The following is a 19,853-nucleotide window of genomic DNA, read 5'->3' as shown; positions in this document are numbered from 1 at the left end:
CACAAATCGCCGGCAACGCCGTCCGACCCCGGGGTCGGACGGCGTTTTCCGTTGTCAGCATGGTTGCGGCCATCGCCGCGCCGGGCCAGAACCGGCAACATGAGCGATGCGGCGATCAGCGACTCAACCACCGGCGAGGAGGTCCCTTCCTCGCGCGCGCCCCAACTGGCGCTGTCGACGGCCCTGATGGGCTCGCCGACCCGGTTCTTCAACCGCGAACTCTCCTGGCTGGCCTTCAACGGCCGGGTGCTGGAGGAGGCGGCCAATCCGGCCCATCCGCTGCTGGAGCGGCTGCGCTTCCTGTCGATCTCGGCCAACAACCTCGACGAATTCTACATGACCCGCGTCGCCGGCCTCAAAGGCCAGGTGCGTGAGCGCGTGCGCGTCCTGTCCGCCGACGGCCTGACCCCGGCGGAGCAGCTGTACAAGGTCAATCTTGCGGCCGGAACCCTGATGGCCGAGCAGCAGCGCCGCTGGCGCAAACTGCGCACGGAGCTGAAAGGCGTCGGCATCGAGGTCGTCGATGCCGCCCGGATCACCAAGACCGAGCGCGAACGGCTGGAGCCGGAGTTCCTGGACCAGCTGTTCGCCGTGCTGACGCCCATGGCGATCGATCCGGCCCACCCCTTCCCCTTCCTGCCCAACCTCGGCTTCTCCCTGGCGCTGAAGCTGAAGCGGCGGTCGGATAACCGCACCCTCTATGCCCTGGTGCCCGTCCCGACCCAGGTGAAACGGTTCTGGCCGCTGGCGACAGACGGCCGCTCGACCCCCGGTCGCAAACGCTATCTGACGCTGGAGAGCCTGCTCATGCTCTTCATCGACCACCTCTTCCCCGGTTGCGATGTGCTGGAACGCGGCGTCTTCCGCCTGATCCGCGACTCGGACATCGAGATCGAGGAGGAGGCCGAGGATCTGGTCATGGAGTTCGAGGAGGCGTTGAAACAGCGTCGTCTCGGCTCGGTCGTGCGGATCAAGATCGAGGCCTCGATGCCCGAAGATCTGCGCAGATTCATCACCAATGAGCTCGACGCCGCGCCCCAGGACATCGTGCTGGTCGACGGCATGCTGGGTCTGGCCCAGGTCGCGGACCTGATCCCTTCGGGCCATCCCGACCTGAAGTTCAAGGGCTATGAGCCGCGCTATCCCGAGCGGGTCCGCGACAACGGCGGCGACATCTTTGCGGCGGTCCGCGAGAAGGACATGCTCATCCACCACCCGTTCGAGAGCTTCGATGTGGTGGTCCAGTTCCTGCGTCAGGCGGCCCGCGACCCGAATGTGATCGCGATCAAACAGACGCTGTACCGGACGTCCAAGGACAGTCCGATCGTCGCGGCCCTGATCGAGGCGGCCGAGAACGGCAAGAACGTCACCGCCCTGGTCGAGATCAAGGCGCGGTTCGACGAGGAAGCCAATCTGCGCTGGGCCCGGGCCATGGAGCGGGCCGGGGTCCATGTCGTCTTCGGCTTTGTCGAATGGAAGACCCACGCCAAGCTCAGCGTCGTCGTGCGCCGCGAGGGGAATGCGCTGAGGACCTACTGCCATTTCGGCACCGGCAACTACCATCCCGTGACCGCGCGGGTTTACACGGACCTGAGCCTGTTCAGCTGCGAGCCCATGCTGGCCCGCGACGCCTCACGGGTGTTCAACTACATCACCGGCTATGCCCAGCCCGACGAACTCGAAGCGCTGGTGGTCTCCCCTCTGAACATGAAGACCACGCTGATCGACCTGATCGGCAAGGAGATGGCGGCCGCAGCCAAGGGCAAGCCGGCGGCCATCTGGGCCAAGATGAACTCCCTGGTCGATCCCCGGGTCATCGACGCCCTTTACCGCGCCAGTCAGTCCGGCGTCCGGATCGAGCTGGTCATCCGCGGCATCTGTTGCCTGCGTCCCGGCGTGCCGGGTCTTTCAGAGAACATCCGCGTCAAATCCATCGTCGGCCGCTTCCTGGAGCACAGCCGGATCGTCGCCTTCGCCAATGGACGCGAGCTGCCACACGACAAGGCGACACTGTACATTTCGTCCGCCGACTGGATGAACCGGAACCTGGACCGGCGGGTCGAGCTGATGACCCCGGTGCTGAACGCCACGGTGCATGACCAGGTGCTCGACCAGATCATGGTGGCCAACCTCAAGGACGATGCCCAGAGTTGGGCGCTGGCGGCCGACGGAACCTACCATCGGGTCGCCGCCGTCGATCCCGAACGGCCCTTCTCCGCACACAACTATTTCATGACCAACCCCAGCCTGTCGGGCCGGGGCCGCAAGGTGAAGACCCTGCCCGGGCAACTCAGCTACGAGCCCTCCCGAAAGAAGCGCTGATGCCCGAAGCCCTGCTATCGGCGATCGGCGCGCCTCGCGACGTCGCCGCCATCGACATCGGCTCGAACTCGGTGCGCCTGGTGCTTTACCGGCTGGAAGGCCGCGCCATCTGGACCGTGTTCAACGAGAAGGTGCTGGCAGGCCTCGGACGCGACCTGGCTGAAACCGGACGCCTGTCAGTGGAGGGTTCGGCCCAGGCCCTGACGGCCCTCAAGCGGTTTGCGGCCGTGATCGAGGGCGTTCAGCCCGCCCACACCTTCGTCGCCGCCACCGCTGCCGTGCGCGACGCTGCGGATGGCCAGACCTTCTGCGACCGCGTCGCCGCCGCCACCGGGCTGAAGATCCGGGTCCTGTCCGGCGAGGAAGAAGCGCGCTACGCCGCCCTCGGGGTCGTCGCGGGCATTCCCTGCGCCGACGGGATGGTCGGGGATCTGGGGGGATCCAGCCTCGAACTTGTGCGGCTCGCCGAAGGCCGGCCGGCCCGTGGCGTCACCCTCCCGCTCGGCCCCTTTGCCCTGGCGGATGCGAACGGCTTCGATCCGGACCGGCTGCGCGAGACCATCGCCGGGCGGTTGCAGCCCGTAGGCGACGCGCGGGCCGACACCCTTTATGCCGTCGGCGGTGCCTGGCGGACCCTCGCCCAGGTGCATATGGAGATCACCGGCTATCCGCTGCGTGTTGTGCATCAGTACGAGATAGACGCGGCCGACCTGATGGATACGGCCCGACTCATTGCCCGGTCATCGAAGGCTTCGCTCGAGAAATGGCCGGGTCTGTCGCGCAAGCGCGCCGATACCCTTCCCTACGCAGCCCTCGTTCTCGAGGGGTTGATCGAGCGACTGGAGTTGAAACGGATCGTCCTGTCGGCCTGGGGCGTACGAGAGGGCCTGCTTTACGAAGCGCTGGAGCCCGAGGTCGCCGCGATCGACCCGCTGCTGGCCGGGTGTTCGGCGCTCGGCGCCCGTCAGGGCATTTCGCCGGCTCTGCCGGGCACGCTTCTGGGCTGGATCACGCCGCTGCTGGCGGCCCTGCCGCCGGTGTTCGGTCGCGACCGCGATGGCCTGCTGGCCGATGCCGCCTGCCGCCTTGCGGACCTCGGGGCCCGGCTGCACCCCGATCACCGGGTCGAGCTGGCGTTCGATCAGGTCCTGCGCGCGCCGATTCCGGGCCAGAACCATGCCGAACGCGCCTATCTGGCCGCTGCGGTCAACGCCCGCTACGGCGGCGGCGGCGCGACACCGGAGCCCAGGACCGTGGCCCGTCTCCTGAATGAGGAGCAGCGGCAGGGGGCCCGGATACTCGGTCTCGCCATCAGGCTGGCCTGCGATCTCTCCGGCCGTTCGCCCCAGCTGCTGGTCAATGCCCGTGCACGGGTCAGCGCCGGAGCCCTGATCCTGAGCGCCGGCGACGGCTATGCCGATGTCCTGCTGGGCGAGCAGACCCGACGCCGCGGCAAGGCCCTGGCCGAGGCCATGGGTCTGAAGCTGGACATCCGCTCGGGCGATTGAGCGGCGGTCAGTCGCCGCCCCACCAGCGCAGCCGCACGGTCTGCGCCGGAGCGTCGCCCACCGTCAGCCGGCCCGTCAGCACAACGCCCTCATCACCGAGGTTGCGGCGCGCGGTCGCCAGGGCGCCCGGATCCAGCACGCCCTCGAACCGGACCAGACCCAGCTCCGCCGACCGCCCCCGGAAACGGATCGCGGTATCAGACACCGAATAGGCCGTCGGCAGGACCCGGGCGGAGAGGCTGCGCGACTCGCCGGTCTCCGTCTGGACCATCGGGCTGGTCGCGTCTTCGAACTGCAGCATGACCGGGCCGAACGTCCCGCTCCGGCCGCCGGCTTCCCAGCCCCGGAACTCCGCGGCCTGACCGATGAAGACGTGGTCCAGCGACGATTTACCGACCCGCACCTCCTCTGCCGGCCTGTAGTAGCCGGAGAGGTCAGAGGTCATACTGTGACGGAAGGCGGCAGCGGCAGGTGGCGCTTCAGCCGGACCTTGAGACCGGTCACAGGATGCAAGCAGCAGCAGGCCCAGCGAAAGGCCGATCAAACGTCTCATGGCCATCCTCATTGAAGCCGGGCCTTCGACCGCATCACGCCGCGGTGCGGCTGTCCACCGTCAGGGCAGGTTGGCGACGACGTGCAGCCATCCCGACATCTGGCCGAAGTCGACCAGCTCGAACACCGGTATGGCCACCAGGAACATCAGTCCGTCGCGGATCGTCGTCAGAAACAGGTCCGGCCGGATGGTCAGCAGCTCTTCATCGCGCCAGAGCGAGGGGCGCGGCCAGAAACGCGGTGTGCGGGCCTTGTAGGCGGCATAGACGGCCCCGAACTCCTGCTCGAGAAAAGCCTCCTCACGCCGGACCGTCATGTAGAAGACCGCCATGGCGGCAAGGACGAAGCCGAGGCCGATGGTGACACTGCCACTCTGCGCCCCGATCCCGAAGGCCCCGATGAAGCTGAAGACATAGAGGGGGTTGCGGGTGATGGAATAGGGCCCGCGGTCGACGATCTCGGCCTTCTTGCGGCCCCCGATATACAGCGAGCACCAGGCCCGGCCGACGATCGAGAAGACCATGGCGACAAGGCCGACGGACTCCACGTGCTCGTGCCAGTCACTGTCGACGCCGCCGATGGATTGGGTGACCGATGCCAGACCCACGAGCCCCACAAGGGCCAGAAGGACGGCGAGCTTGCGGATTCGCTGGACCGTCGCAAGGTCCAGGTTCGGTCGGTCTGTGGCCGTCATGAAGTCGCCTCCCTGCGCCGGACCAGACGACCGAAACGTGACAAATTCAAGCAGGATTTGTGCGACCGGCAGTCGCGCCGCCGACAGGATCAGATTCTAGCGATCCAGGCTGCGGTCCAGAGCCCTGAAGGCCGCGATCGAAAGTTCGGTCGCACTGATGAAGACCGAGGGCGTGATCTTCTCGAAATCATCCGACGGCCGATGGTAGTCGGGATGGTAGTTCACACCCAGATAAAGGAACGGCACCTGGGCCCGGTAGAAGGCTGCATGGTCCGAGGCCTCGACCCAATTGTCCTCGCCGGTGTCCTGCGGCGTGTCCTTGCCGAAGGCCAGGGCGACCGCCCCATTGGCCGGAATGCCTTCCAGGATCGGCCGGAAGTTCGGGTGCTGGTAGGTGCCCGTAACCCACAGCTTGCCGTCGGTCTCGGCCCGCGCCGTCATGTCGAAATTCAGGTTCATGGTGATCGCTTCGAGCGGCATCGGCGGGGCCTCGACAAAATGCCGGGCGCCCAGAAGCCCGCGCTCCTCGCCGTCGAGGGCCACGATCAGCACGCTGTGCTCCGGGGCCTGACGCTTCAGATCGGCCGCCAGCGCCAGCATGGTGGCGACGCCCGAGGCGTTGTCATCGGCCCCGTTGAACACCTGACCCTCGGCATTGACGCCGACATGGTCATAGTGGGCGGTCACGACGATGTAGCGGTCGGTCACCCGGGTGCCCGGGATCAATCCGATGATATTGACGCCATTGAAGGTCCGGGGCCCGGCGCGGGTGCGGCCCTGCATTTCCCAGGGCTGCAGCCGGCCCATCGGCGGGGCGACGACGCCCAGCCCGTCCAGCCGGCCGACGATATAGTTGCGCGCCATCTCCCCGCCCGGCGCGCCGGTGTCGCGACCCTGCATGGCGTCGGTGGAGAGGATTCGCACATCCTCCAGCAACTGGACATGCATCGCCGAAGGTGCCGGCGCGACCGTTGCAGCCGGCGGTGACGCCTCCGACCCGAACAGACTGCCGCAGGCCGAAAGCAGCAGGGCCCCGCCGAGGGCGGTCGACAGGGCGAGAAGACGGGCGTGACGCATGGGAACTCCAGGGAATCGGCAGACGCTAGCGGAGCGACGGCACGGTGTCAGCATGACTCGCTGTGATACGGGATTCTGTGACAGCCATCCGACAGCAGGCCTCGAAACCCGGCCGGGCGATGCTAGAACAACCGCCAGATTCCCTCCGGCGAGCCCTTCATGTCCGACATCCCCGTCGACCAGCTGACCGAGTCCGCCGCGCGCGAGGAACTCGACCGCCTGACGGCCGACCTGGCCCGCCACGACGCCCTCTACCATGCCGACGATTCTCCCGAGATCTCCGACGCGGACTATGACGCCCTCAAGCGGCGGGCCCTTGAGATCGAGGACCTGTTCCCCGACCTGACCAGCCCGGCCTCGCCCTCGCAGGTGGTCGGGGCCGCCGCCTCCAGCCAGTTCGCCCCGGTCCGCCACGGCGTGCCCATGCTGTCGCTCGACAACGCCTTTTCGACGGAAGAGGTGACCGACTTCGTCGCCCGCATCCGCCGCTTCCTCAAACTGCCGGTCGATGAAGTCGTGGCCTTTGTCGGCGAGCCCAAGATCGACGGCCTCTCCGCCAGCCTGCGCTATGAGCACGGCGTGCTGGTCACCGGCGCCACGCGCGGCGACGGCCGGACCGGCGAGGATGTGACGGCCAATCTTCGCACCATCGCCGACATTCCGCAGACCCTGTCCGGTAGCGGCTGGCCCGAGGTCATCGAGGTCCGCGGCGAGGTCTATGCCCCCAACGACGCCTTCGACGCCTTCAATGCCGCGGCCGAGGCGGAGGGCCAGCGCACCTATGCCAATCCGCGCAATTTCGCCGCCGGCTCCCTGCGCCAGAAGGACCCGGCGATCACGGCCAAACGGCCCCTGCGGTTCTTCGCCTATGCCTGGGGCGAGACCTCGGCCGCCTTTGCTGAAACGCAAGCCGACGCCCTCACGGCATTGGAAAACTGGGGCTTTCAGGTCAACGTCCGGTCCCGCAAGGTCGCGGACGCCGCCGGGCTGCAAACCCTCTACGCCGAACTCGAACGCGACCGGGCAGGCCTCGGCTATGACATCGACGGCGTGGTCTACAAGGTCGACCGGCTGGACTGGCAGGCCCGCCTCGGCTTTGTCGCCCGCACCCCGCGCTGGGCCATCGCCCACAAATTCCCGGCCCAGCAGGCGACGACGGTGCTGGAAGGGATCGACATCCAGGTGGGGCGGACGGGGTCGCACACACCCGTCGCTCGGCTGCATCCCGTCACCGTCGGCGGCGTGGTGGTGCGCAATGCCACCCTGCACAACGCCGATGAGATCGCCCGCCTCGACGTCCGCCTCGGCGACACCGTCACCCTGCAGCGCGCGGGTGACGTCATTCCCCAGATCCTCGGCGTGGTCGACGCCGACCGCCCGGACCGGGGCCGGCCCTGGGCCTTCCCTCACCTCTGCGCCTGCCCGCTGAAGACGGCGCTGGTGAAGGAAACCAATGCGTCCGGCATCGAGAGCGTGGTGCGCCGCTGCACCGGCGAACTGGCCTGCCCGTTCCAGCGCATCGAACACCTCAAGCATTTCTGCAGCCGGCGGGCCTTCGACATCGAGGGTCTGGGTGAGAAACAGCTGGGCGCCTTTCATGAACGCGGCTGGATCAGCCAACCCGCCGACATCTTCCGCCTCGCCCGCGATGCGGAAAAGCTCGATGCCCTGCGCGCCGAGGACGGCTATGGCGAGACCAGCGTCGGCAATCTGGTCGCCGGCATCGACGCCCGCCGCACCATCAGCCTCGACCGGTTCATCTATGGCCTCGGCGTGCGCGACATCGGTGAGCAGACCTCCATCGTCCTCGCCCGCGCCTTCGAGACCTGGCCCGCCTTCGAGGCCGCCTGTCTCGCCGCCGCCGACGGCATCCCGAGCGAGGACTGGGTCCGGCTGAACGAGGCCCCGGCCGTGTCGCCGCGCGTGGTCGCCACCCTCGCCGAGGCTTCACCGCCCGCCGGGGATCCGTGGCCCGAGGCCCCCATCGACCAGAAGATCGCCCTCGCCTTCCCAAGCCTCGCCGCCCCCGCCCGCCGCGGTCTCGCAACCCTGGCCGACGACTGGGCCGGACTGGTCCGGCTGGCCGCTATCGCCCGCGACGAAGGCCCGTCCGAAGGCCTCGGCCAGATCGCCGGCGTGTCCGGCGTCGGCCCGGTCGCCGCCCGGGCGCTGGCCCTGTTCTTCCGCGAGACCCACAACCGCGCCATGGTCGACGCCCTCGTCGCCGAGATGTCGCGGATCGAGGATGCCGAGAAACCGAAGACCGACACCCCGGTCGCCGGCAGGACCGTGGTCTTCACCGGAGCCCTCGAACGCTTCACCCGCGACGAGGCCAAGGCCCGCGCCGAGGCGCTCGGGGCCAAGGTGTCCGGCTCCGTCTCGAAGAAGACCGACTATCTGGTCGCCGGCCCGGGCGCCGGCTCCAAGATGGCCGATGCACTCAAACACGGCGTCACGGTCCTGACCGAGGACGAGTGGCTGGCCCTGATCGGCGGTTAGCGGTTCAGCGACCCTCGCGCCGCCTCGGCATAGCGGTGCCCGGACGCGGAGCCCTTGGGGAACACCGCCTCGATCCGCGCCAGGTCGTCGGGCGTCAGCACCAGATCGGCGGCCGCGGCATTCTCTTCCAGCGTCCGGATGCGGCGCGTACCGGGGATCGGCACCAGTGTCTCGCCCTGTGCCAGCACCCAGGCCAGGGCCAGCTGCGCCGCCGTCACGCCCTTGTCCGCCGCAATGGCCGCGACGGCGTGGACCAGGTCGATGTTCTTCTGGAAATTCTCGCCCATGAAACGCGGGTTGGAGCGCCGGAAATCACCCTCGGCCAGATCCTCGATCGACTTGATCTCGCCCGACAGAAAGCCCCGGCCCAGCGGACTGTAGGGCACGAAGCCGATGCCCAGTTCGTCACAGGTGGCGAACAGTTCGTCCTCGGGCTCGCGGCTCCAGAGCGAATATTCGGTCTGCAGGGCGGTGATCGGGTGTTCGGCATGGCCCCGGCGCAGGGTCGCCGGCGAGGCCTCGGACAGGCCGAGGAAGCGCACCTTGCCCTCCTTCACCAGCTCGCCCATCGCCCCGACCGTCTCCTCGATCGGCGTGTTCGCATCGACGCGGTGCAGATAGTAGAGATCAACGTGGTCCATCCCCAGCCGCTTCAGGCTGCCCTCGATGGCCCGGCGCACATTGGCCGGCGAGCCGTCAACGGTCAGGGCGGTGCGCTCGGCATTGTAGCCGATGCCGAATTTGGTCGCGACAAAGGCCTTGTCCCGCCGGTCGGCCAGCGCCTTGCCGATCTGGATCTCATTGGTGTGCGGGCCGTACATCTCGGCGGTGTCGAGGAAGGTGACACCCAGTTCCAGCGCACGGTGGATCACCGTTGTCGCCTGGGCCTCTTCAAGACCCTGACCATAGAAGGCCGCCATACCCATACAGCCGAGGCCGATGGCCGAGACTTCGGGGCCGGCCTTGCCGAGACGACGGGTTTTCATGGGCGTATTCCTGTCAGTAGATGGGCTGAGGTCGGGGCCCCGACCGCCTTGCGCAAGGTCAGAGCGGCGCGGCCTGCGCCTTCAGCCAGTCCAGCACCTCGCCGTCCAGCAGCGGCCCGACCTTGGCCAGCACCTCGGCATGGTAGGCGTCGACATAGGCGCGCTCCTCCGACGTCAGCAGTTCGACGTCGATCAGCCTGCGGTCCAGCGGCGCGAGCGTCAGCTGTTCGAACCCGTGCATCGGGCGCTCGCCACCGGGGATCGGCGTCGGTGGCATGACCACCTGCAGGGTCTCGATGCGGATGCCCCAGTGGCCTTCGCGATAGTAGCCGGGCTCGTTGGACAGGATCATCCCGGTCAGCAGGGGCTGGGTGTTGCCGGCCTTGGCGATGCGCTGCGGGCCTTCGTGGACGCCCAGATAGCTACCGACGCCATGGCCGGTGCCGTGGTCATAGTCATGGCCGGCCATCCACAGCGGCAGGCGCGCCATGGCATCCAGCTGGGACCCGGTCGTGCCGACGGGGAAGCGCACCACGGCCATGGCGATATGGCCCTTGAGCACCAGGGTGAACATGCGCCGCTGGTCCGCCGTCGGCTCACCCACGGCCATGGTGCGGGTGACATCGGTCGTGCCGTCCAGATACTGGCCGCCGCCATCCACCAGCAGCAGACTGCCCTTCTCCATCCGGCGGATGGTGCGGGTCACCGGCTTGTAGTGCGGCAGGGCGCCGTTGGGCCCACAGCCCGCAATGGTGTCGAACGACAAGTCCTTCAGCGCCCCGGTGGCCTCGCGGAACCCCTCCAGCGCCTCGGCGATCTGGCGCTCGTCCGGCAGGGTCGCCTGCCCCACCGTATCGACCCAGTGCAGGAAGCGGGTCAGGGCCGCGCCGTCGCGGATATGGGCCTGACGCGTGCCCTCGATCTCGACCGGATTCTTGCAGGCCCGCGGCAGGGTGCAGGGGTCCATGCCGCGCACCACGGTCGCGCCCGCAGCCTCCAGCCGGTCGAAATACCAGGCCGACGACTGGCCCGGATCGACCAGCACCTTCTGGCCCGAGAGGGCGTCCAGCGCAGCGTCCAGGGCAGCCGGAGCCTCCAGAGTCACCGCATCGCCCAGCCAGCCGGGCAGTTCATTGGTCACCTTGCGCGGATCGAGGAACAGCTGGGCCGTGCCGTCGGCCCTCACCACCGCCTGCCCCAGCGGCAGGGGGGTCCGGATCACGTCGCCGCCGCGGATGTTGAACAGCCAGGCTAGCGAGGCCGGTGCCGTCAGCACCGCCGCCTCGGCCCCGGCCTTCGCCACGGCCTCGCCGATGCGCGCGCGTTTGGAGACGCTGGTTTCACCGCTGTAGCGGTCCTCGTGCGGCACCACCGGTGCGGTCGGCTGCTCCGGGCGTTCGTCGGCCCAGGCCAGATCGAGCGGGTTCGGATCGACCGGCCGCATCTCCGCCCCGGCCTTCTTCGCCGCGCGTTTCAGCGTGGCGAGCGCATCCGGACTGTGCAGACGCGGATCATAGCCGATCACCGAACCCCTGGGCGCGCGCTCCAGATAGGCCGGCACGCCGCCCTCCACGAGGTCGAGGATCTCGAACTGCGCCGCATCGACCTGGGCCCGGACCTGCACGGTATAGCGGCCGTCGGCGAACACCGCCGCCCGGTCCGTCATCACCACGCCCGCCCCGGCCGAGCCGGTAAAGCCGCTCAGCCATGCCAGCCGGTCGTTGGCGGCCGGCAGATATTCGTTCTGATGCTCGTCCTCATGCGGGACCAGCAGCCCGTCGAGCCCCTGCTCGGCCATCCTGGCGCGGACGCGGGGAAGGTGTCTGGCCCCGAAGGACGGATCGGTGGTTTCATCGAAGGACTGGCGCATGGGTGAGGCATAGCATTTCCCTCCCCGTCATGGGGAGGGTCGCTGTCGTGTTCTCCCTCCCCTTCATGAGGAGGGAGACTGCGTTGCGTGGCCCTACCCTACCCGCCTCAGCACCAGCGCGCTCCAGGCATCCCGGTGGATCCGCCGCTCGAGCACGAAGCCGCGCGACAGATAGGCCGCCGACACGCGCCGCTCCTGGGTGCGCAGCAGGCCCGACAGGATGGCCACCCCGCCGAGGCTCAGCGCATTCTTGATGTCCTGCGACAGCGAGACCAGCGGCGGGGCCAGGATGTTGGCGAAGACCAGATCATAGGGGCCGTGCTGGCGGACCTTGCGGTCGTTGAGGCCGAAGGCGTGGACGAAGCGGGCGTCGGCCATGTTCAGTTTGGCGTTCTCGTTCGCGATCCGCACCGAGGGCTGGTCGATGTCGGTGCCGACCGCGACCTTCGATCCCGTCTTCGCCGCGGCGATAGCCAGCACGCCCGTGCCGCAGCCGACGTCGAGCACGCGCTCGAACCGCTCCTTCTTCAGCAGTTCGTCGAAGGCGACCAGACAGCCGACCGTGGTGCCGTGGTGGCCCGTGCCGAAGGCGGCGCCGGCATCGATCTTCAGCTTGACGGTGTTGCTCGGAACGATCCCCTCGTCATGGGCACCATAGACGAAGAACCGGCCGGCACGGACCGGCGGCAGGCCCGACAGGGACATGGCCAGCCAGTCGGCGTCGGCCAGTTTCTCCACCTTCACGGTCAGACCGTCGTGCGCCTTCAGCCGCGCCTCGATGCCGCGCGCGTCGTCGGCGTCATTGGGAAAGGCGTCGATGCGCCAGATGCCCTTGTCCTCGTCTTCCTCGAGAATGGAATAGGTCGCGCCCTCCAGCAGCGGATCGGAATCCAGCGACACGGCGGCGGCCTCGGCGACGGCGCGCGGCCCCCGCGCGATTATTTGCACTGCGGACTCGGACATTTCTCAAACACCGCTATCATTGCGAATCAAGGCAGGCGCTGGTGTTCTCACGGGTGCCGGCATCAACCAATCGAACCGAGGGGTCGGGGAATTCATGGCCAAAGCACCATCCAAGCCTAAGGCGGCTGCCAAACCGAAAGCAGCGCCCGCTGCTTCCAAGCCGAAACCGGCGGCAAAGTCGAGCGCCGCGCCGAAAGCCGCTGCAAAACCGGCTGCAAAGCCCGCCGCTAAGCCCGCTGCCAAGCCGGCCGCGCCGAAGGCCGCAGCCAAGCCCGCCGCGGTCAAGGCTGCTCCGAAGGCTGCTCCGAAGGCTGCTCCGAAGGCTGCCGCGAAACCGGCTGCCAAGCCCGCTGCCAAACCGGTCGCCAAGCCTGCGCCGAAGGCCGCCGCCAAGCCCGCGGCCAAGGCTGCTCCCAAAGCTGCTGCCAAGCCCGCCGCCAAGCCGGCCGTGAAGAAACCCGCCGCCAAGGCCGCGCCGAAGGCCGCTGCAAAGCCGGCCGCCAAACCGGCCGCCGCCGCTCCGGCCCCGGCTCCGAAGCCCGCCGCTCCGGCTGCGGCCCCGGCGCCCGCACCGGTGCCCACTCCGGCCGCTGCCAAGCCTGCCGAGAGCAAGGGCTTCTTCGCCGCGCTCGGCCGGTTCATCTTCGGCACGAAGTAGGCGTCACGACCTGAAACGACGAAGCGCCGGTGGATCGCTCCACCGGCGCTTTTTCGTGCGCGGCGCGCGCCGGACCGATCAGTCCTGCGGCAGGTCTTCCGCGAGAATGGCCATCTCGAACATGAAGCTGCCGGCCTCGTCCTCGTCCTCGAAGACGACGCCGATGAACTCGTCACCCACATAGACCTCGCAGGAGTCATTGGGCTTGCCGCGCGGCTTCAGAATGATGCCGCCGGTGTTGAAGGTGCGCTTCAGGTGCGTCTCGACGCGCTTCATGTCGGCGGTGTTCATGGGTAAGCCCTTGTTCTCGAATTTCGCGCGGACCCTAGAGAAAGCCGTCCGCGAGGGGAAGGTCAGATGACGAAGTCATAGACCATGTCGGCCAGCGTATGGTCCATCGTCCGCGCCGGGGTCGCGTCGGTCGGACAGTTGACCAGCCGCGCGGGCACGCCGGCGACGGTGCAGCCGGCGGGCACGTCTTTCAGCACGACCGAGCCCGAGGCCACCTTGGCGTAGTCACCGACGGTGATGTTGCCCAGCACCTTGGCCCCGGCACCCAGCAGCACGCCCTTGCCGATCTTGGGATGCCGGTCGCCGCGCTCGGCACCGGTGCCGCCCAGGGTCACGGCATGCAGCATCGACACCTCATCGCCGACCACCGCCGTCTCGCCGATGACGATGCCGGTGCCATGATCGAGGAACAGGCCCGACCCCAGCTTCGCCGCCGGATGGATGTCGACCTGGAACAGTTCGGAGATGCGGCTCTGGAAGTGGAAGGCCAGGGTCTCGCGGCCCTGGGTCCAGAGCCAGTGCGACACCCGCCAGGCCTGCAGCGCCTGGAATCCCTTGAAATAGAGGAAGGGCTGCAACAGCGTCTTGATCGCCGGATCGCGCTCGGCCACGGCCTGCAGATCGGCCTCGGCGGCGGCGACAATGGACGGGTCGGCGGCGAAGGCGTCGCGGCAGACCTCGCGCACGCTCATCGGTCCCAGTTCGCTGTCGCCCAGCTTGCGCCCGATCTGGAAGCTGAGGGCGCTGGCCAGATCCGCGTGGGCGAGGATGACCGCGCTCATCTGGGACGCCAGATGCGGCTCGTCCCGGGTCGCAGCCTCGGCGGAGGCGCGCAGGTGGGACCAGCCGTCGGGGCGTCGTGAGACGATTTCGAGCTTCGGCATTGAGGGCTCCTTCGACCGGATCATACGCCCGACAGCATGGCCTTCGCCAGTTCGGGCGGCAGTTCGCCTTCGCGCGCCATATGGTAGGCCCGCAATGCCGTCGCCAGGGTGAACATGTCCCGGATCGCCCCGGTTCCGATCTCGCGCAGCAGATCGCCGAACGGCACGCGGACGACGCGGATGATCTCGGTCGGATCCGGCGCAACCGGCACGGGGGCCAGACCCCAGACGATCCAGGCCATGGCCCGCTCGTCGGTGACGGAATTGCTCATCTCGGCCTTGTAGGCCGGCCGCCAGTGCGCCGCCGCCAGCCCGGCCTCCTCGGCCAGCTCCCGGCGCGCGCCCTCGACCGGATCCTCGTCGAACGGCGCCCCGCCCTCGGGCATTTCCCACGACCAGTTCATCAGGGCGAACCGCTGCTGGCCCACCAGGGTCACCGTGCCGTCCGCATGCACCGGCAGCACCCCGACCGACAGGTTGCGCGGCCGCATCACCACATAGTCCGCCTTGACGCCGGTCGGCGCGGTCGCGTCGTGCCGGGTCATCTGCAGCCAGGGGTTTTCGAACATCACGCTCGAACCCGCGTCCCGCCACGGCGGCGGCCGGTCGGTCCCGTCGTCCCACCCGGGCAGCGGGCGGTCTTCGTCGAAGGCTTTGTGAGAGTCGCTCATGGCCCCGGGTATGGCGCACCGGCCCGCGCGCGACTAGGTCTGGCCCATGACCGACGCCGATCTGGGAGCCGCCCTCCCCCTGCCCGTTCCGTCCGCCGAAATGCAGGACCGCCTCGCGCGGCGCCGTTCGGCATCGGCCCAGTCGCTGGCCGCGCCCGGCCCGACCCGGGCGGAGATCGAGCGCATCCTGCTGCTCGGCGCCCGCACGCCGGACCATGGCAAGCTGTTTCCCTGGCGGTTCGTGGTCCTGGGCCCACAGAGCCGCGCCGCCCTCGCCGCCGCCCTGACCCCGCTGGCCGCCCGGCAGTCCGATCCGGGCAAGGCCGCCAAGGTCCTGTCCAAACTGACCGCCCCGCCCCTGACCCTTCTGGTGCTCTCCGCCCCCGTCATCGGCCACAAGGTGCCGGAATGGGAGCAGCAGCTCTCCGCCGGCGCCGTCTGCATGAACCTGGAACACGCGGCCAATGCGCTGGGCTATGCCGCCAGCTGGATCACCGACTGGTACAGCTATGACCCGGAGGCCCTGGCCCTGTTCGGTGTCGGCGCGGGCGAGCGGGTCGCGGGCTTCATCCATATCGGAACCCTGGCCGAGCCGCCGCTGGAACGCCCCCGTCCGGATGTCGCGGCGAAGACGACCTGGCGCGACTGAGGCCTCAGACGTCCCAGACCCCGGCCACCATCCGCTTCGCCAGCAGAGGCTTGCCCAGCCAGTAGGCCAGCTCAGCCGGCCGTTCGATGTCCCAGACCGCCAGATCGGCGGCCTTGCCGGCCTCCAGCGTGCCGACCTCGGCTTCCAGCCCCAGCGCCCGCGCCGCGATCCGCGTCGCCCCGGCCAGCGCCTCTTCGGGCGTCAGGCGGAACTGGACGCAGGCCAGATTGATCGCCGCCGTCATCGAGGCGACCGGCGAGGTGCCCGGATTGCAGTCCGTCGCCACCGCCATCGCGACCCCGTGCCGCCGGAACGGATCGATCGGCGGAAGCACGGTCTCGCGCAGCATCAGCCAGGCCCCCGGCAACAGCACCGCAACCACCCCCGCCGCCGCCATCGCCTGCACCCCGGCCGCGTTCGTGTGTTCGACATGGTCCGCCGACAGCGCACCATATCTCGCCGCCAGCGCCGCCCCGCCGCCGTCCGACAGCTGGTCCGCGTGCAGCTTGACCGGCAGGCCCAGCGCCTTCGCCCTGTCGAACAGCCGCGCGACCTCTTCGGTCGAGAAGGCAATCGGCTCGCAATAGGCGTCGACGGCATCGACCAGCCCCTCGGCATGGGCGGCGGGCAGGATCTGGTCCACCGCCAGATCGACATACCGCCCCCGGTCCGTCTTCCACTCCGGTGGCACGGCGTGCAGGCCCAGATAGCTGGTGCGCACCCGCACCCCCGCCTCGCGCCCGATCCGCCGCGCGACACGCAGCATCTTCAGCTCGCTGTCCTGATCCAGCCCGTAGCCCGACTTGATCTCGACCGTGGTGACCCCCGTCGCCTTCAGCCCGGCCAGCCGCGCGACCGCTGACGCATGGAGCGCATCCTCCGACGCTGCCCGCGTCGCGGCCACGGAGGACACGATGCCGCCCCCGGCGCGCGCGATCTCCTCATAGGTGGCCCCGCCCAGCCGCTGTTCGAACTCGCCCGAGCGGTCGCCGCCGAACACCAGATGGGTATGGCAGTCGACCAGCCCCGGCGTGACCCAGCGCCCGCCCAGCCGGTCGATGGTGGCCGCCTCATGCGCCGGCAGGTCGCCCCGCGCCCCGGCCCAGACAATCCGCCCGTCCCGCACCAGCAGCGCCCCGTCCTCGATCGCGCCATAGGCCGAACCGCCCTCAGCCATGGTGGCGAGGCGGCAGTCGGTGATCAGCCTGTCCGCGCGGCTCATCGCCCCTGAAACCCCGCCAGCAGTTCGCAGAACCACCGCCCCGCCGTCAGCGAGCCGAGGTCGCCGATCTCCAGCGACGGGTCATATTCGGTCAGGTCCACCGCCCGCACCTTCGGATGCGCTCCGATCACCCGCGTCGCCTCGAAGAAGTCCTGCACGGACACCCCGCCCGGCCGCGCGCCCGGCGAGGCGGGCCACTGGCTGCGGTCGATCACATCGATGTCGAAATCGACATAGATGACCTCACACAGCCCCGATAGCCGCTCCAGCTCCTGAGCGACCACCAACGCCAGCCCTGCGTCGCGGCATTCCCGCGCCGTTCGCACCGAAATCCCCGCCGCCTTCGCCTTTTCATGCGCCCGCCAGGTGTTGGCGAAGGGTGCCAGGCCGATCTGGCTGATCCGCTCGCCCGCCAGCCCGTCCTCCAGCAGCGCCTGCACCGGATTGCCGTTGGTCAGGCCCTGGTCGGTGTCACGCAGGTCGAAATGGGCGTCCAGCGTCAGCAGCCCCGTCCGCGCCAGGCCGAGGCCGTGCACACCCGGCCGGGTGATGGCGTTGTTGCCGCCGATCAGCACCGTCAGCCCGCGCCTCGCCTGTGCCGCCACCGCATCGCGCACGGGCCCGAAGGCGTCAGCCGGGGTGACCGCCTTCAGCGCCAGATCGCCCGCGTCATGCACCGGGACATCCAGCGTCTCTCCGGTCTCGACATCATAGGTCGAGAACCGCGGCAGCACGGCCCGGAACGCCTTCGGCCCGAGGTCACATCGCCCCGGCGTCAGCGACCGCTCGTTCAATCCCGCGCCGATCAGGGCGACGGGGGCGTCGGGATGGTGTCCGACGAGGTCGGCGAGACTGGTCCAGCGAAGGGCTTCTGAGTCTGTCATCCGCCCACATAACCCCTTCTTACCGCACGGGAGAAGGCCGCCGTCCTTGTCATCCCGGCCGAAGCGAAGCGAAGAGCCGGGACGGGCCGCGCGCACACCTCCATACTCCCGGACAGCCCTTCAGGGCTGAGCCGGGAGACAGCCGGACACATCCCCACCCTTCTCCCGGACAGCCGCTTGGCGGCTTCCGGGAGGAGCACGCAGCATCGCAAGCCGTCCCGGATATCGCCTTCGGCGATTCCGGGATGACAAGGGGCCGATGGCTTCTCCCTCGCGGGGAGAAGGCGCTAGAACGCTCCCATGACGACTCAACAGACCCCGAACACCCGCGTCATCCGCAGCCCCCGGGGCCCGGAGATGACGGCGAAGACCTGGGCCGCCGAGGCCGCCCTGCGCATGCTGATGAACAACCTCGATCCCGAGGTGGCCGAGCGCCCCGAGGACCTCGTGGTCTATGGCGGCATCGGCAAGGCCGCGCGCGACTGGCCGTCTTTCGATCGCATCGTGACCGAGCTGCGCAACCTCGAGGCCGACCAGACCCTGCTGGTCCAGTCGGGCAAGCCGGTCGGGGTGTTCCGCACCCATGCCGACGCCCCGCGCGTGCTGATCGCCAACTCCAACCTGGTGCCCCGATGGGCGACCTGGGAGCATTTCAGCGAACTCGATCGCAAGGGCCTGATGATGTACGGCCAGATGACGGCCGGCTCCTGGATCTACATCGGCACCCAGGGCATTGTTCAAGGCACCTATGAGACCTTCATGGAGGCCGGACGCCAGCACTATGGCGGCGACTGGTCCGGCAAATGGATCCTGACCGCCGGCCTCGGCGGCATGGGCGGGGCCCAGACGCTGGCGGCGACCATGGCCGGGGCCTCCTGCCTCGCCATCGAATGCCAGCGCAGCCGCATCGAGATGCGTTTGCGCACCCGCTATCTCGACGTCATGGCCGAAAGCCTCGACGAGGCCCTGGCCCTGATCGAACAGGGCCGCAAAGGAAACAAACCCATATCCGTCGGTCTGTTAGCCAATGCGGCTGATGTATTGCCTGAAATGGTCAGGCGCGGCATCCGCCCGGATATGGTGACCGACCAGACCAGCGCCCACGATCTGGTCAATGGCTATCTGCCGGCCGGCTGGACCGTGGCCGAATGGGAGGACAAGCGCGTCTCCGACCCCGCCGCCGTGACCGCAGCGGCGACGAAATCAATCGTTGACCATGTTCAGGCCATGCTGGATTTCCAGGCCATGGGCATCCCCGTCACCGACTATGGCAACAACATCCGCCAGGTCGCCTTCGATGCCGGTGTGGAGAAGGCCTTCGACTTCCCCGGCTTCGTGCCCGCCTATATCCGCCCCCTGTTTTGCCGCGGCATCGGCCCCTTCCGCTGGGCCGCCCTGACCGGCGATCCGGAGGATATCCGCAAGACCGATGCGGCGATGAAGACGCTGTTCCCAGACAACGCCGGCCTGCACCGCTGGCTCGACATGGCGGGCGAGCGCATCGCCTTCCAGGGCCTGCCCGCCCGCATCTGCTGGATCGGCCTCGGCGACCGCCACCGCGCCGGCCTGATGTTCAATGACATGGTCGCCTCGGGCGAGCTCAGCGGCCCCATCGTCATCGGCCGCGACCACCTCGACAGCGGCTCGGTCGCCAGCCCCAACCGCGAGACCGAGGCCATGATGGACGGCTCTGACGCCGTCTCCGACTGGCCCCTGCTGAACGCCCTGCTGAACACGGCTTCGGGCGCCAGCTGGGTCTCCCTGCATCACGGCGGCGGCGTGGGCATGGGCTATTCGCAGCACTCCGGCGTGGTCATCGTCGCCGACGGCACGCCGGAAGCGGCGAAACGTCTCGAACGCGTGCTGTGGAACGACCCGGCGACGGGCGTGATGCGCCACGCGGATGCGGGCTATGAGATCGCGAAGGCGGCGGCGCGTGAGAACGGCCTCAACCTCCCGGGCTTGAAGTGATTTTCCGCTTTCGTCATCCCGGCGAAGGCCGGGACCCAGCGGCGCCGCGACAGCGGCGAAACACCGCTGGACGAACGCATTTCCACCCTTTCGCCCTCCGGGCGCCGCTGGGTTCCGGGGTCGCTCTGACGAGCGCCCCGGAATGACGAAAG

17 protein-coding genes are annotated in these 19,853 nt (G+C 68.7%); 6 read left to right on the top strand and 11 right to left on the bottom strand.

Annotation, left to right across the window (positions count from 1 at the left end; translation table 11 throughout):
• Positions 1 to 99 precede the first annotated feature (99 nt).
• Together Q0053_RS09410 and Q0053_RS09405 are read left to right on the top strand one after the other, a co-directional pair.
• A complete protein-coding gene (locus tag Q0053_RS09410; RefSeq protein ID WP_298099238.1) occupies positions 100 to 2,322 on the top strand; it encodes an RNA degradosome polyphosphate kinase in 2,223 nt (740 codons plus the stop codon).
• The gene (locus Q0053_RS09405; protein WP_298099235.1) at positions 2,322 to 3,830 is read left to right on the top strand and encodes a Ppx/GppA phosphatase family protein; all 1,509 of its coding nucleotides are present in this window, start codon (positions 2,322 to 2,324) and stop codon (positions 3,828 to 3,830) included. Before Q0053_RS09410 ends, Q0053_RS09405 begins: the two co-directional genes overlap by 1 nt.
• Positions 3,831 to 3,837: 7 nt before the next feature.
• On the opposite strand, the gene Q0053_RS09400 is transcribed toward Q0053_RS09405, so the two are convergent.
• The 3 genes from Q0053_RS09400 to Q0053_RS09390 all read right to left on the bottom strand — a co-directional run bounded on the left by Q0053_RS09400 (position 3,838) and on the right by Q0053_RS09390 (position 6,153).
• Entirely contained in the window at positions 3,838 to 4,383 is a 546-nt protein-coding gene (locus tag Q0053_RS09400; protein ID WP_298099232.1) for a hypothetical protein, read from the bottom strand.
• A gap of 60 nt (positions 4,384 to 4,443) precedes the next feature.
• Positions 4,444 to 5,076: an isoprenylcysteine carboxylmethyltransferase family protein gene (locus Q0053_RS09395; RefSeq protein WP_298099230.1), complete on the bottom strand. Its 633-nt coding sequence runs from the start codon at positions 5,074 to 5,076 to the stop codon at positions 4,444 to 4,446.
• 96 nt (positions 5,077 to 5,172) lie between these two features.
• Positions 5,173 to 6,153 (bottom strand): M28 family peptidase, encoded by a 981-nt coding sequence (locus tag Q0053_RS09390; protein ID WP_298099227.1) that lies wholly within the window; start codon positions 6,151 to 6,153, stop codon positions 5,173 to 5,175.
• Positions 6,154 to 6,312: 159 nt separating this feature from the next.
• On the opposite strand from Q0053_RS09390, the gene ligA reads away from it, so the two are divergent.
• Positions 6,313 to 8,652, top strand: a complete 2,340-nt coding sequence (ligA, locus tag Q0053_RS09385; RefSeq protein ID WP_298099224.1) for an NAD-dependent DNA ligase LigA — start codon at positions 6,313 to 6,315, stop codon at positions 8,650 to 8,652.
• On the opposite strand, the gene Q0053_RS09380 is transcribed toward ligA, so the two are convergent.
• The 3 genes from Q0053_RS09380 to Q0053_RS09370 all read right to left on the bottom strand — a co-directional run bounded on the left by Q0053_RS09380 (position 8,649) and on the right by Q0053_RS09370 (position 12,471).
• A complete protein-coding gene (locus Q0053_RS09380; protein WP_298099220.1) occupies positions 8,649 to 9,638 on the bottom strand; it encodes an aldo/keto reductase in 990 nt (329 codons plus the stop codon). The genes ligA and Q0053_RS09380 overlap by 4 nt on opposite strands.
• A gap of 58 nt (positions 9,639 to 9,696) precedes the next feature.
• Positions 9,697 to 11,508, bottom strand: a complete 1,812-nt coding sequence (locus Q0053_RS09375) for an aminopeptidase P family protein (protein ID WP_298099217.1) — start codon at positions 11,506 to 11,508, stop codon at positions 9,697 to 9,699.
• A 93-nt stretch (positions 11,509 to 11,601) separates the two neighbouring features.
• Positions 11,602 to 12,471, bottom strand: coding sequence for a 50S ribosomal protein L11 methyltransferase (locus tag Q0053_RS09370; RefSeq protein WP_298099214.1), 870 nt, complete (start codon positions 12,469 to 12,471; stop codon positions 11,602 to 11,604).
• 94 nt (positions 12,472 to 12,565) lie between these two features.
• On the opposite strand from Q0053_RS09370, the gene Q0053_RS09365 reads away from it, so the two are divergent.
• The gene (locus Q0053_RS09365; RefSeq protein ID WP_298099211.1) at positions 12,566 to 13,129 is read left to right on the top strand and encodes a hypothetical protein; all 564 of its coding nucleotides are present in this window, start codon (positions 12,566 to 12,568) and stop codon (positions 13,127 to 13,129) included.
• 78 nt (positions 13,130 to 13,207) lie between these two features.
• Here the strand turns inward: Q0053_RS09365 and Q0053_RS09360 are convergent, their stop codons facing one another.
• The 3 genes from Q0053_RS09360 to Q0053_RS09350 all read right to left on the bottom strand — a co-directional run bounded on the left by Q0053_RS09360 (position 13,208) and on the right by Q0053_RS09350 (position 14,975).
• Positions 13,208 to 13,420, bottom strand: a complete 213-nt coding sequence (locus Q0053_RS09360; protein ID WP_055832479.1) for a DUF3126 family protein — start codon at positions 13,418 to 13,420, stop codon at positions 13,208 to 13,210.
• Positions 13,421 to 13,482: 62 nt separating this feature from the next.
• Entirely contained in the window at positions 13,483 to 14,304 is an 822-nt protein-coding gene (cysE, locus tag Q0053_RS09355) for a serine O-acetyltransferase (protein WP_298099209.1), read from the bottom strand.
• 20 nt (positions 14,305 to 14,324) lie between these two features.
• Positions 14,325 to 14,975, bottom strand: coding sequence for an NUDIX domain-containing protein (locus Q0053_RS09350; RefSeq protein ID WP_298099207.1), 651 nt, complete (start codon positions 14,973 to 14,975; stop codon positions 14,325 to 14,327).
• Positions 14,976 to 15,021: 46 nt separating this feature from the next.
• Here Q0053_RS09350 and Q0053_RS09345 point away from each other — a divergent pair, with 46 nt between their 5' ends.
• Entirely contained in the window at positions 15,022 to 15,624 is a 603-nt protein-coding gene (locus tag Q0053_RS09345) for a nitroreductase (RefSeq protein WP_298099204.1), read from the top strand.
• Between the two features lie 4 nt (positions 15,625 to 15,628).
• On the opposite strand, the gene hutI is transcribed toward Q0053_RS09345, so the two are convergent.
• Complete coding sequence (gene hutI, locus Q0053_RS09340) at positions 15,629 to 16,846, bottom strand: imidazolonepropionase (protein ID WP_298099202.1); 1,218 nt, start codon at positions 16,844 to 16,846, stop codon at positions 15,629 to 15,631.
• Complete coding sequence (locus tag Q0053_RS09335; RefSeq protein WP_298099200.1) at positions 16,843 to 17,730, bottom strand: agmatinase family protein; 888 nt, start codon at positions 17,728 to 17,730, stop codon at positions 16,843 to 16,845. Before Q0053_RS09335 ends, hutI begins: the two co-directional genes overlap by 4 nt.
• A 300-nt stretch (positions 17,731 to 18,030) precedes the next feature.
• Here Q0053_RS09335 and hutU point away from each other — a divergent pair, with 300 nt between their 5' ends.
• Positions 18,031 to 19,701, top strand: a complete 1,671-nt coding sequence (gene hutU / locus Q0053_RS09330) for a urocanate hydratase (RefSeq protein WP_298099198.1) — start codon at positions 18,031 to 18,033, stop codon at positions 19,699 to 19,701.
• Positions 19,702 to 19,853: the final 152 nt, after the last annotated feature.

Origin of the sequence: Brevundimonas sp., from assembly GCF_027487935.1 — a bacterium.
GTDB lineage: Bacteria > Pseudomonadota > Alphaproteobacteria > Caulobacterales > Caulobacteraceae > Brevundimonas.
Note: the sequence above shows the minus strand (reverse complement) of the source record. Positions and strands in the feature narration are given on the sequence as shown.